This window comes from Leucobacter triazinivorans (assembly GCF_004208635.1).
In the GTDB taxonomy this organism is placed as follows: domain Bacteria; phylum Actinomycetota; class Actinomycetes; order Actinomycetales; family Microbacteriaceae; genus Leucobacter; species Leucobacter triazinivorans.
In genome coordinates, this window is sequence record NZ_CP035806.1 from 1,247,846 (window position 1) to 1,260,840 (window position 12,995).

Genomic DNA, 12,995 nt, shown 5'->3' on the forward strand with positions numbered 1-12,995 from the left:
GGTGGGGACGGGCGGGGGCTCAGCCTCGAGCCCTCGGGCGAATCATGGCCATGCGGGTGACGGTGAACTCCTCGATGGCGAAGCGCGGGCCCTCGCGGCCGATCCCCGAGTCCTTCACACCCCCGTAGGGCATGATGTCGGAGCGGAAACCGGGGATCTCGTTGACCACGACCCCGCCGACCTCGAGGCGATCGATCGCCGCGAACGCGCTCTCGAGCGACGCCGTGTAGATCGCGGCCTGCAGCCCGTAGCGCGAGTCGTTGACCAGGTCGATCGCCGCGTCGACGGAGTCGACCGTGGTGAGGCAGACGACGGGCCCGAAGATCTCCTCGCACCAGACGTCGACGTCGGCGGGCACGTCGCCGAGCACGATCGGCGCGAGGTGGGCCGCACCGGCCGCACCGGCCGCGTCGCCCGCGCTCGGCCCCTCGGTGAGCAGGATCGCCCCTGCGGCGACCGCCCGCTCGATCATGGCGCGGATGCGCTCGCCCGACGCGGCGTTGATGACGGGCGCCACGTTGGTCTCGAGGTCACGGGGGTCGCCGAAGACCAGCTCGCCCATGCGCTCGACGAGGCGCTCGGTGAAGCGCTGCGCGATCCCGCGCTCGAGTACCACCCGCTGCACCGAGATGCAGGCCTGCCCGTTGGCGTAGAAGCCACCGCGCAGCACGGCGTCGACGGCCGCCTCGAGGTCGGCGTCGGCGGCGACGATGAAGCCGGTGTTCGAGCCGAGCTCGAGCACCGCCTTGCGCGGAGCCGCCTGCTGGGCGATGAGGTGCCCGATCTTCGCGGATCCGGTGAACGACACGACCTGGGCGCGCGGATCGCGCACGAGCGTCTCGCCGACGACGGGGTCGCCGTTGACGAGCTGCGCCGCGGCCGCCGTGACGCCGTGGGCGGCGAGGATCTCGCGGGTGATCGCGAGCAGCTCGATCGTGGCGAGCGGCGTGTTGGGCGCGGGCTTGATGATCACCGGGCAGCCCGCCGCGATGGCGGGCGCGAGCTTGTGGGTGGCGAGCAGCAGCGGGTAGTTGAAGCCGGCGATGCCGATGACGATGCCCGCCGGCTTGCGCGTGTAGTACCCGATCATGCCGCGGCCGAGCTCCTGGAGGTCGAGCGGCACCGTCTCGCCGTGGATGTGCGAGACCTCCTCCGCGGTCGCCTCGAGCGTCACCACGGTGCGATTCACCTCGGTGCGGCAGTCGACGCGGGGCTTGCCGGTCTCGAGCACGAGCAGGTCTTCGAGGCGCTGCGCCTCCTCGCGCATCCGCGCCGCGAGGTCGACCAGGATCGCCCGCCGCTGCGCCGTGGTGAGCGCCGCCACCTCGGGCCGGGCCGCTTCGGCCGCGTCGAGCGCGTCGCGGGAGTCGACCGCGCCGCTCACGGGCGCGCGGCCGATGACGCTGCCGTCGAAGGGGAAGACGATCTCGGAGAACGCGCCGGTCTCGCGCCACCCGGTGCCGATCGGCAGGGCCCCGGCGGGTGCGATGAGGTCGAGTGCGTCTGTCATGGCGGCTCCCCTGATGGATGAACGTCGGTCGGGCTCGATGAGCGACGGTTGAACGACGGTCGGGCGGCGAACGCGACGATGCGGCTCATTCCCCTCGCGCCGAGTGGTCTTACCATTTAATATAGTTCACCACAGGCCCATCTCCAAGGCGCGAGCGGCCGAACGCCCCGAAAGGATCGAACATGACGACGAGCTACGCGATCGCGGTACTGCCGGGAGACGGCATCGGCCCGGAGGTGGTCGCGTGCGCACTCGAGGTGCTCGACGCCGCAGAGCAGCGCTACGGGTTCACCACCGAACGCAGCACGCTCGCCGCCGGCGCCAATCACTACCTCGAGACCGGCGAGCTGTTCGACGCGGTCGAGGCGCAGCTGCGCGGCAACGATGCGATCCTCTTCGGCTCCATGGGCGACCCCCGGGTCACCCCCGGCATCCTCGAGCGAGGCTTCATCCTCGAGATGCGCCAGCGCTTCCAGCAGGCCGCGAACGTGCGCCCGGTGCGCCTCTACCCCGGCGTGCCCACGCCCATCGCCGACCTCTCCCCCGAGCGCTGCGAGATGGTGATCGTTCGCGAGAACACCGAGGGCGCCTACGTCGGCCGCGGCTCGACGGTGCACGCCGGCACGCCGCACGCGGTCGCCATGCAGGAGTCGCTCAACACACGCGCGGGCATCGAACGCGTCGTCGACTTCTCGTTCCGCCTCGCGCTCGGCCGCCGCAAGCGGCTCACCCTGTGCCACAAGACCAACATCCTCGTCGCCGCCGGTCAGCTGTGGCAGCAGGTCGTCGCCGAGGTCGGCGAGCGCTACCCCGAGGTCGAGGTCGACTACGTGCACGTCGACGCCATGTGCTTCCACCTGCCGCTCACCCCCGAGCGCTTCGACGTCGTGGTCACCGACAACCTCTTCGGCGACATCATCACCGACCTCGGCGCCGTCATCCAGGGCGGCCTCGGCGTCGCCACGAGCGCCAACCTCAACCTCGACGGCAGCGCTCCGAGCATGTTCGAGGCGATCCACGGCTCCGCCCCCGACATCGCAGGCACCGGCCTCGCCAACCCGGCGGGGGCGATCCTCTCGCTCGCCCTCATGCTCGGCCACCTCGGCGAGGGCGAGGCGGCCCGGGCGGTCGAGGCCGCCACGGTCGAGGTGCTCGGCGCGCTGCCCGCGCTCGCCGGGGCAGGCATGGGTGCCACCACCTCCGAGATCGGCGCCAGAGTCGCCGAGCTCGTGCGCGACGGGCGCACCGACGCCGGGCTCGTGCCCGACTCGCTGCTCGGCGTGCTCGCGGAGCTCGCGCCCTCGCGCCTGTCGTAACCCGTCGCCCCGCGCCGCAGCACGATAGCCTGGTCGGGTGGAGAGCGGAGACGAGGAGGCCAGACGGCGCCTCTCCCGCACCCCGCCGCGCTGGGCGACCGTCGCGGTGCTCGCCTTCGCGGGGCTCTGCTCGTCGTTCATGTTCACCCTCGTCGTGCCGCTGCAGGCCGAGCTGCCCGAACTGCTGCACGCCTCGCGCGAGGACACTACCTGGGTGGTGACGATCACCCTGCTCGTCGCCGCCGTCGCCACGCCCATCTCGGGTCGTCTCGGCGACATGTACGGCAAGCGGCGCGTGGTGCTGGTGCTGCTCGCTCTGCTCGTCGCGGGTTCGCTCATCGCCGCGGTCGCCGGGTCGATCGTCGGCGTGATCATCGGCCGCGCGCTGCAGGGCGCCGTGACCGGAGTGATTCCGCTCGGGATCGCCATCATGCGCGACGTGCTGCCGCCCGAGCGGCTGGGCACCGCCGTGGCGCTCATGAGCGCCACGATGGGCGTGGGCGGCGCCCTCGGCATGCCCATCGCCGCGTATCTCGCGCTGCACACCGACTGGCACGCGCTGTTCTGGCTGGCGGCGGCGCTCGGCGCGGTCGGCCTGCCGCTCGTCGCGCTCTTCGTGCCGGGCGATGTGCTGCGCACCGCGGGCCGCCTCGACCTGCTGGGCGCGGCGGGGCTCGCGCTCGGACTCACCGGGATCCTGCTCTTCGTCTCGCGCGGAGCGGAGTGGGGCTGGGGCGCTCCGCTCACGCTGAGCTGCGGCATCGGCGGCGTGATCGTGCTGCTGCTGTGGGGCTGGTATCAGTTACGGGCGACGGATCCGCTGCTCGATCTGCGCGTGGCCGCGCGCCCCGCGGTGCTGTTCACGAACATCGCCGCGATCGGCATGGGTTTCGCGCTGTTCTCGTCGAACGTCACATTCCCGCAGATGCTCGAACTGCCCGTGGCCTCGGGATCCGGATTCGGCCTCGACATGATGCAGGCGGCCCTCATCGTGATGCCCGCCGGCCTCGTGATGATGGTGATCTCACCGCTGTCGGGTTGGCTGGAGCGCACGATCGGACCCCGCCCGCTGTTCACCGGCGGCACGGCGGCGATCGTGCTCGCCTACGTCTTCGTGCTGCTGTGGTCGAGCGAGGTGTGGCACATCCTCGCCGCGAACATCTTCATCGGGATCGGGATCGGCTTCACCTTCGCAGCGATGCCGATGATCATCATGCGCTCCGTGCCCGCGCACGAGACGGGTGCGTCGAACGGCCTCAACGCGCTCTTCCGCTCGGTGGGCACGTCGAGCGCCTCCGCCGTGATGGGCGGGGTGCTCGCTGCGATGAGCACGGACTTCGAGGGGCGCGCGGTGCCGAGCCGGGAGGCCTTCGAGGTCTGCTTCTGGCTGGCGATCGCGGCCGGGGTGATCGCGCTCGTGCTCTCGCTGCTCATCCCGAAGCAGCCGACGGGCGAGCGGCATCCCTCGTTGCCGGGTTGATCCCGGGGGTGCGCCTTCCTCCTTTCTCCTGCACTCCCCCTGATCTGCTCCTCTCTCTCCCCGGCACCCCGTCGAGATCCCGATTTCCGTCGCGCGACACCGCGCTGGGCGGCAGGATTCGGGATCTCGACGGGTACGAGGGCACGCGCGCTGGGCCGCGGCACCCACTGCATCACGCAGCAGCAGCCTCGCGCCGCCGGGGGTGCGACCCCTCAGTCGCGCTTCCGGCCCTCCCGGCCCTCCGCGAGCTGCCGGGTGAGCCCGGCCTCGTCGTGCAGCCGGGGCTCCGTGCGGTACTGCGGACGCACCCCGGACTTGTCACGGTAGAACGCGCGGATCCGGTCCATGTCGGCCCCCACATCGCCGGTGAGCGCAAGGGTCGGGCCCAGGCCCGCCGTCCTCGTGGACCCATCGGCGAACCCGAGGGTGACGGGCAGCCCGGCCGACCACGCGATCCGGTAGAAACCGCTGCGCCACCCCGCTCCCCGCCTGGTGCCCTCAGGGGTGACCACAAGCAGGAAGCCCTCGGTGCGACGCGCTCGCGCGACGACCTCGTCGACCACCCCGCTCGCGTTCGCGCGGTCCACCGGGATGCCGCCGAGCGCACGCATCACGGGGCCCGCCATTCCGCGGAACAGCTCGCGCTTGCCGAGCCAGTGGATCCGCATGCCCGCGTCCCAGGCGATGGCGAGCATCAGCAGGAAGTCGAAATTGGAGGTGTGCGGTGCGCCGACGAGGATGCGCGGGCCGGCGACCGGTTCGGTCTCGCGCGCGAGGCGCCACGGCGACAGGCGCCAGAAGACGCGGGCGATGGCGGCGCGCGCGGAGTGCGAAGTCATTCCCTCAGCGTACGCGGGTACGCTGCGCCGAGCCGGATATGCCGCTCGGGATCGGGCAGGGCCGCCCGCGGATCAGGCCGGGCCGGGGCTGGGCCGGTCCGGTCCGGGCCGGGCCGGGCCGGGCCCCCGGGATCAGGCTGCTCCCCCGATCAGACCGCATGCTCGGAGGACGCCCCGCCCGCCCCGAGCGGCCCCGCGACCACGCGCGCGGGCGCCCCGTCCGCGCCCGCGAGCGGCAGCGGAAAGATGCCGAGCCACACACGGCTCCCGAGCGGTTCGAGCTGTTCCACGCCGCGGAGGTTCTCGACGATCGCTCCGCCGGCGCCGAGCACGACGGCGTGCACGGCGAAGTCGGCGGTCTCGTGGGCGGCCGGGGTGCGGTCGGGGCTGAGGGTGTCGATCGCGAGCACGCGCATGCCGAGCCGCTGCAGACGGTCCGCAGCGGCCACGTCGAGGTAGGGGTGCCGCAGATAGCGAGGGGCGTCGAAGTGCCGATCCCACCCCGTTCGGATCACCACGATGGGCGGTGCCTCGGCGAGGCCGTCGAGCTCGAGCGCCGTCGCGTCGATGCGCGTGCCGTCGACCGCGCGATCGGAGACGTCGAGGATCAGCGCCTCGCCGCACAGCTCGTCGAGGTCGAACGCGTCGACGGTGCGCCCGCCGGGAATCGTGTGGGCGGGCGCGTCCACGTGCGTGCCGGTGTGGGATCCGAGAGCGAGGCGCGCCACCGCGACGCCGTCGGCGCTGACGGTGAGCGCCGGGTCGACGCGCACGCCGGGATCTCCCGGGTAGACCGTCATGCCGCTGACGATGGGGTGGCTCAGGTCGATCACGCGCTCAGCTTACTCCGGCAGCGCGGAGCGGTGATCCGGCAGCGCTGAGCGATGATCCGGCAGCGCGGAGCGATGATCCGGCAGCGCTGAGCGATGATCCGGCAGCGCGGAGCGATGATCCGGCAGCGCGGAGCGATGGTCGGCCGGGGGCAGCAGCAGCGCCGCCACCCAGGTGGTGATCGGCACGGCGAGCACCAGCCCCACACTGCCGCAGAGGGTGCGCACGATCTCGGTGACGATGTCCTCGTGGGTGAGCAGGGAGAGCATGGGACGGTCGTAGAGGTACAGCAGGATGAGCACGCTCATCGCCGCCCCCACATAGGCGAAGAAGACCGTATAGACGGTCGAGGCGATGTGGTCGCGGCCGATGCGCATGGCGCGCGCGTACACCTCGCGGCGCGACATCGCCGGCGCCGCGGCGCGCAGTTCCCACACCGCGGATGCCTGCGTGATGGTGACGTCGTTCAGCACGCCCAGGCCCGCGATGATGATCGCGCAGCTGAGCAGCCCGCGAAAGTCGATCTGCGACGCGAGCCCCGCCAACTGACCCGAGGCCTCGTCGCCCACCCCGCTCAGGCGGGTGGCCTGCACGGCGATCAGCGAGATGCCCGCCATGATGAGGATCCCGCACAGGGTTCCGACGAGCGCAGCGGTCGTGCGCAGATTCGGGCCGTGCACGAAGTAGAGGGTGGCGAACATGATCGCGCTCGATCCGACGACGCCGACGAGCAGGCCCGGGCCGCCCGCCACGAGCGCGGGCAGCACGAACGCGAGCAGCACCCACGCCGCCACCCCGAGCGCCGCGAGGGCGAGCAGCCCGCGCCAGCGCCCCACCGCCACGACCACCGCGGCGAACACGAGCACGAGCACGAGGAGCTGCCAGCCCCGGAACACCCCCATGGCGTCGTAGCCCCGCGCGATCCCGTATGTCGCAGAGAGGGCGGGATCGGCGCCGGACGGGTCTGCGGCGGTCGGATCAGCGCCGGTCGGGTCTGCGCCGGTCGGGTCTGCGCCGGTCGGATCCGGGGCAGTCGGATCCGGGGCAGTCGGATCCGGGGCAGTCGGATCCGGGGCAGTCGGATCCGGGGCAGTCGGATCCGGGGCAGTCGGATCCGGGGCAGAGTCGAGCGGGTAGGCGAGCAACTCGAGATGATCACCGGGCCGAATGCCGGCTGTGGCGAGCGCACCGCGCAGCTGCACGTCGATGAACCGGCCCGCGTCCGGCCCCGAGCGCAGACCGACGCCGGCGCGCAAGCAGGTGGCCTCGGAGGCCTGAAATCCGGAAGCGGCGCTCTCGCATCCCTCCTCGATGCGCAGCACCTCGCCGCGCTCGAAGGTCGCCCCCTCTGCCACATACATCGCGCGATCGGCCACCCTCGCCACGTCGGAATCGTTCGGCCAGAGCGCCACGAGTCCCCCAGCGGTCGCCGCTGCCACCAGGAGCAGCAGGCCGAGCGTCGCGACGCGCGCCGACGGCGATGCCGCAACCGCACCGCTCGGCACGCGCGGGCGGGTGTGGGTGTGAGCGTCGGGCCGGGTGTGCGGGTAGGGCTGGGCGTGCGGGTAGGGCTGGGTGCGGTTGGGGGGATGGGTGCGGGTGTGGCCCAGGGGGTCGACCCCTGGTTCGGGGGCGAGCCGGGGTTCGGGGTCGACCCCTGGTTCGGGGTCGAGCCGGGGTTCGGGGGCGAGCCGGGGTTCGGCGGCCGAGGCCGTATCGGCGCCTTGACTGGGATCCGGCTGGTCGCGCGAGCCAAAGAGCCGAGCCGACCACACTCTCCAAGTATCGATAATGCATCTCATTATAGGAAGATCCTATCCGTGGACCAGCTCCGGGCCTGGGGCCGCGGGCGGTGGGGCGGCGGGGCGGTGGGGCGGTGGGGCGGTGGGGCGGGGCGGCGGGGCGGTGGGGCGGTGGGGCGGTGGCGGCAACACACGGAGAGCGGAGTTCGCCCACGCCACCCGGATGCGCTCGCCCTCAGCGAACGCCCCTTAGCACTCCCCACCCGAGAGTGCTAATCTGATTTCACGTTGAGTCGACTTCACTCAACTTCAATTGCGCTCCGACGAGACCAGACGAAAGGTGACATGATGGCGAACTACAGCCCGATTCGAGAGATGGAACGCCTCGCCGGCGCTCTGCTCGACGGCCCCGCACGGGGGCCCCGTCAGATGCCGATGGATCTGTACCGCGACGGCGACCGCTACGTGCTCACGGCCGATCTGCCCGGCATGGATCCCGGATCGGTCGATATCGACGTCGACGGCCAGCTGCTGACCATCCGCGCCGAACGCACGCTGCCCGACCACGATCACGTGAAGTGGATCACGCGCGAGCGCACGCCCGGCAGCTTCCTGCGCCAGCTCAGTCTCGGCCAGGGCATCGACACCGAGCACATCTCCGCCGGCTACGACAATGGCGTGCTGAGCGTCACGATTCCGGTGAGCGAGCGGGCGAAGCCGCGCAAGGTGCAGGTGTCGAGCGGACCGGTGATCGAGGCAGAGACCGCCCAGGGCGACACGACCGCGGCGGGACTCGACGGTCGCCGACTCGAGAACGCGCAGGCGTAGCACCGCCGCCACGCGCGAAGCCCCGGCGAGGGATCCCTCTCTCCGGGGCTCCGCGCGTCTGTGCGTGGCGACGCGAGCGCCTGCCGCGTGGCCCAGCGACGCTCGCTCACGAGCAGCCACGCTGATTCACGAGCAGCCACGCTGATTCACGAGCAGCCACGCTCGCCCACGAGCAGCGAGGCCCACAGCGGACGCCCGCCCACGAGCAGCGGCGGCCGCTCACGGCCTGCGCGCGCTCACATGCCCGCTGGCGGCCACGGGCATCCACTCGGGCATCGGCTCGTCGTGCGTCGCCCCGATAACGGGCGGCGAGATCGTCTCGCGCTTCTCCTCGCGCTGGGAGATCTGCTGCGCGTACGTCTTGACATAGTCGGTCTGCAGTTGCAACTCGGTCTTCTGCTCCTGCAGTCGGGCCGCGCTCGCCGCGAGTCGATCGGCCGTCGCCTGCACCTGAGACTTCGCCTCGCTGACCCGCTCTTCCCGAGCGACGAGATCGTCGCGCTGACGCTCGAGCGCCGCCCACTCCGAGGCGAGCCGCTCGGCATTGCGCCGCGAGCGCTCCTGCTCGGCCGCCACCTCACGCCGCATCTTCTCGAGTTCGGCGGCACGATTGCGCAGATAGTCGTCGTGCGCCGCGTAGTCGCCCGTCAACGCATCGAGGCGTTCCGAACGCTCGGTGAGTTCGGCGCGCAGCGCATTGAGCGCCTCGCGCTCGGAGCGGAGCTGTCGGTCGCGGCGCTCGACGTCTTCGACTCGGCCGTTCAGGTCGTTCTCGACTTCGACGATGCGCATGGAGCGGGTCTGCAGATCTTCGACGGTGCGCGACTTCTGATCTTCGAATGCGGCGTACGCGGAAGACAGGATGTCGCGATCACGTGCGAGCTGCTGCTGCCTCGATTGCACATCGGCCTCCTGGGCCTTGACCCTCGTCTCCCAATCGACCGCGGCGCGAAGCCGACTGCTCGCCTGCTCAGCGCGCTGCACGATCTCGTCTGCATGCGCCGCAAGCGCTTCCTCGCGCTCTTCGAGCAGCCGCTCCCGCTCTGCGATGACGGATTCGCGCTTGGCCAGCAACTCCCTCGACGAGCTCTCGCCCTGGAACATGAATCCGTACGGGGAGACATTCGATTCCGCGGTATCCGTGCCGTCCGTTTCGGTCGGCAGCGACTCCGAGGGGCGCTCGACCAGAGCTTCGGGCAGCTGCGGCGCCGAAGCCGCGGAGACCGGGGACGCACCCGACAGCGGCGAGTCGGACGCGCCTCCGGCGGGACGCTGCGACGCAGTCGGAAGCGTCGCTGCCGAGGACGCGGCCGAAGATTCGGGATGCTCTCGCGCCAGACCGGCCAGCCCCTCTGTGGCCCAGTCGCCCAGCGCGTCGAAATCGGGGAGGTCGAGTGAGGACGAGTGGAGCTGCGGAGCAGAGCTGTCGCTCTCTCGCGGGCCCTGGTCTTGCATAGCGTTCTCCATTTCGATCGTTTGGACGGCGGGGATGTGCGAATGACCCGACTCGGAACCCGACGGGTCGCCCGGCACCGGAGCAGACGAGGGATCCGGCACCGGAGCAGACGAGGGATCCGGCACCGGAGCAGACGAGGGATCCGGCACCGGAGCAGACGAGGGATCCGGCACCGGAGCGAGCGGATGCGCCTCCGTCGGAATCGGGGGTGCAGCCGGGCGAGGCGCCGAGCCGCTGCGATCGGTCGGGAGCAGTGCGGCGGGAGGCGCGGGGGCCGCGTCCGCGGCGTCGGTCTCGTGAGCGGGCCTGCGCAGCGCGTCGCGCAGTTTCGCCCAGGCGGCGTGAAGCCGGACTCGCACCAGTGCGACGCGCAGGATCCCGGCCCGGCGCTTGCGTCGCACCCAGGCGCGGGTGGCGCGCCAGGGTCGCGCAAGGCGTGGCTCGCGTCGGTTGTGCGCCTGCGCATCTGCCGAGCCGGACGGATCCGGCGCACCGAGAATCTGCGCTGACGCACTCGCAGCGCCCACCGCACTCGCAGCGCCCACCGCACTCGCAGCACCCGCAGCGCCCACCACGCCAGCAGCACCCGCAGCGCTCAGAGACCCCGCGGGCCACTGAGCCGGATGATGCAGCACGTGCGGAGTCGGCAGCCCATCCACCACCCCCTGCCACTGAATCTCGCCGCGCACCCGCCACAGCGAGATCCCCGCGATGACCGACCCGACCGCCAGCAGGAGTGCCGTCAGGGCGAACCCCAACGGAGTGAGCACCTGCCACGCCCATCCGAGCTGCGGAATGTGAAGGATCTGCACCCCTCGGATCCACGCCGGTGAGACCGGCGAATCAGCTGCGGCGTTCGCGTCGCCCTGAGTGGTCAGGCGGCACGACGTGTCGTCTCCGTAGACCCCATCGGTGATCCCCACCACCCGGTGGGTGATCAGTTCGGCGCCCGGGCGCTGATAGGTGACGACGTCTCCGGGGCTGAGCTCGCACGCGTGCACGCCCGCGACACCCCGGTAGACGATGAGGCTGCCCTGCGGAATCGCCGGAGCCATCGAGCCGCTCGATATCGTGGCCGCGCCACCGCCGACGATGGCGGGAACCAGCAGTGCGCAGATCAACAGGGTGGCAGCGGCAGCCGCAGCCACCCAGCACAGCCAGGCCGCGGGGCGCCTCCACCGCGACCACTGCCAGAACCGCGCCCCCCGCGGTTGCATCGTCGCCCCCATGGACGGAACATTCTGCTGCACCGCGTCAGTCACTGGAGCACCGCCTCACGCGCAACGGGTGGCCGCGCATCGCGGTACGAGGTCTCGTCGAAGAGCGTCATCGCTTCCGAGAACGTCATGGCATCGCCGTGCGCCAGCGCGTCGCCGTTCTCGAGCGCGTCGCCGGGAATGCGCGTCCCATCGCTTCCCGGCACCGACTCGCGACGTACCTCTGCACGAGGTGCAAGCCCCGGCGCCTCGAAACCCGGGTCTCTGAGCGGTGCAGCAACCGGCGCCACCGGTGCAGCGGCCGGCGCCACCGGCGGAGGGACCGGGGAGGCCCCGAACGGCAGCTCAGCGCGGTGCAGCAGGTCGACCGCCTCGCGCCCGCGGAGATCGGCAACACCCGGGAAACTCTCGGGGGTCAACCCCATGAGCAGCGGCGCCACCGAACCGTCCGAGCCGTGCGCACCGATGAGCCAGAGGGTGCCCCGCTTGCGACTGCTGCGCAGTCCGAGCACCAGGGACAGCTGCGGAAGCCTCGCGATCTCGGCGAACACCGCGTCGGGCGTGGAACGAGCTTCGGCCGACACCCCCAGGCGCTGATCGCCCAGAAACAGCGTCCAGGTGAAGGCGCCGACCGAGGACGGCCAGCGCGATGCCCGAGGCAACGCCCGCCTGCGGTGTTCACGCCACGCCGCGAGCTCGGCCGAGTGGGGCGCGCGATACGCGATGCGGATCATCGGACGGTCGGCACCCGTGCGTGCGACGTCGGGCCTGCGATGCGCGGAATGCGCGCGTGCCAGGGGACGGGTGGCCAGCGCGAGCAGCAGCACCGCTGCCGGAACAGGGAGGACCCACCAGGGGAAGCCCGGCCCCTCTTCAGTGACTGCCTCGAGCCGCGCCTCGTCGGCTTTGGTCATGGGCACCCGCGTACCGCGCACGAGCAGTCTGTGGGTGTTCACGCCGATCGGGGTGCACGTGACGAGAGTGATGTAGTCCTCGCCGGGGACCTGCCGGAGCGCATCGAGCTGCGTGGGCAGCACGGTGAGCCGCTGATCGACCTCGTAGGCGAGGGTCTCGCCCGCGACCGAGACGTAGAATCGGTCGCCGGTGCGCAAGTGATGGAGGTCGTTGAACAGCCTCGCACCCACCATCCCCGAGTGCGCCGTCAACACGGAATGAGTGTCTTCGCCGCCCACCGGCAGGCCGGAGCCGAAGAGGTGACCGACCCCGATATCGAGCACCTCGGGATCGGTGTGATGGAAGATCGGAAGATTGACGCGAATCTTGGGAATGCGCAGCAGCGCCATGATGCCGTTGGGGTCGCTGTTCAGCGTCGCCTCGTATGCGGGCTCACCGTTGCCGACCGATCTCGGTCTGCCCGAGTCATCGAGGGCATACGGGTCTCTCAGGGGGCCGTTGGGCAGGCTGCGGTTGTACTCACGGGCCGCCTCGAGCTCGGCCGCGAGGTCGGCAGCTCCGGCGCTCCCGGTCTTCTCTCCGTAGCCCGACGCTTGGCCTGCCTGCACCCGATCGTCGAACCAGATGGCTGCAGCGGGGTAGCACATCACGGCCACTCCGGCGGTGATGGCCCCGATGATCCCGATTCGCCAGAGGGGCCAGGGACCCAGCAGCGCGCGCGAGCGAGCTCGCCAGCCGCGGCGCGGCCGCGACGTCGAGCGTGCACCGGGCAGCCGCACCCGACTCTCGTCGATCGTGCGCACGGCCATGCTCCCTCCTTCCCTGGTCGAGTGGGCGACTTGACGTTCACAGCGTGGTCGG

At 71.4% G+C, this 12,995-nt stretch carries 9 protein-coding genes; 3 read left to right on the plus strand and 6 right to left on the minus strand.

Annotation, left to right across the window (positions count from 1 at the left end; translation table 11 throughout):
- Window positions 1-19: 19 nt before the first annotated feature.
- Entirely contained in the window at window positions 20-1,510 is a 1,491-nt protein-coding gene (locus EVS81_RS05725; protein ID WP_130109537.1) for an aldehyde dehydrogenase family protein, read from the minus strand.
- Window positions 1,511-1,692: 182 nt separating this feature from the next.
- Here EVS81_RS05725 and EVS81_RS05730 point away from each other — a divergent pair, with 182 nt between their 5' ends.
- Together EVS81_RS05730 and EVS81_RS05735 are read left to right on the plus strand one after the other, a co-directional pair.
- Window positions 1,693-2,826 (plus strand): 3-isopropylmalate dehydrogenase, encoded by a 1,134-nt coding sequence (locus tag EVS81_RS05730; RefSeq protein WP_130109538.1) that lies wholly within the window; start codon window positions 1,693-1,695, stop codon window positions 2,824-2,826.
- A 139-nt stretch (window positions 2,827-2,965) separates the two neighbouring features.
- Entirely contained in the window at window positions 2,966-4,306 is a 1,341-nt protein-coding gene (locus EVS81_RS05735) for an MFS transporter (RefSeq protein ID WP_240740054.1), read from the plus strand.
- 212 nt (window positions 4,307-4,518) lie between these two features.
- Here EVS81_RS05735 and EVS81_RS05740 read toward each other — a convergent pair whose 3' ends face one another.
- The 3 genes from EVS81_RS05740 to EVS81_RS15765 all read right to left on the minus strand — a co-directional run bounded on the left by EVS81_RS05740 (window position 4,519) and on the right by EVS81_RS15765 (window position 7,778).
- Window positions 4,519-5,145 (minus strand): 1-acyl-sn-glycerol-3-phosphate acyltransferase, encoded by a 627-nt coding sequence (locus tag EVS81_RS05740; protein ID WP_130109540.1) that lies wholly within the window; start codon window positions 5,143-5,145, stop codon window positions 4,519-4,521.
- A 149-nt stretch (window positions 5,146-5,294) separates the two neighbouring features.
- On the minus strand, window positions 5,295-5,978 hold the full coding sequence (locus tag EVS81_RS05745) for a cyclase family protein (RefSeq protein ID WP_130109541.1): 684 nt from the start codon (window positions 5,976-5,978) through the stop codon (window positions 5,295-5,297).
- A 9-nt stretch (window positions 5,979-5,987) separates the two neighbouring features.
- A complete protein-coding gene (locus EVS81_RS15765) occupies window positions 5,988-7,778 on the minus strand; it encodes a YibE/F family protein (RefSeq protein WP_165384192.1) in 1,791 nt (596 codons plus the stop codon).
- 288 nt (window positions 7,779-8,066) lie between these two features.
- Between EVS81_RS15765 and EVS81_RS05760 the strand changes: the two genes are divergently transcribed.
- Window positions 8,067-8,546 carry an Hsp20/alpha crystallin family protein gene (locus EVS81_RS05760; RefSeq protein WP_130109543.1) on the plus strand — a complete coding sequence of 160 codons (480 nt, stop codon included), beginning with the start codon at window positions 8,067-8,069 and terminating at the stop codon, window positions 8,544-8,546.
- Between the two features lie 219 nt (window positions 8,547-8,765).
- Here EVS81_RS05760 and EVS81_RS05765 read toward each other — a convergent pair whose 3' ends face one another.
- The gene (locus EVS81_RS05765; RefSeq protein ID WP_130109544.1) at window positions 8,766-11,264 is read right to left on the minus strand and encodes a signal peptidase I; all 2,499 of its coding nucleotides are present in this window, start codon (window positions 11,262-11,264) and stop codon (window positions 8,766-8,768) included.
- Window positions 11,261-12,943, minus strand: coding sequence for a class C sortase (locus EVS81_RS05770; RefSeq protein WP_130109545.1), 1,683 nt, complete (start codon window positions 12,941-12,943; stop codon window positions 11,261-11,263). Before EVS81_RS05770 ends, EVS81_RS05765 begins: the two co-directional genes overlap by 4 nt.
- Window positions 12,944-12,995 lie beyond the last annotated feature (52 nt).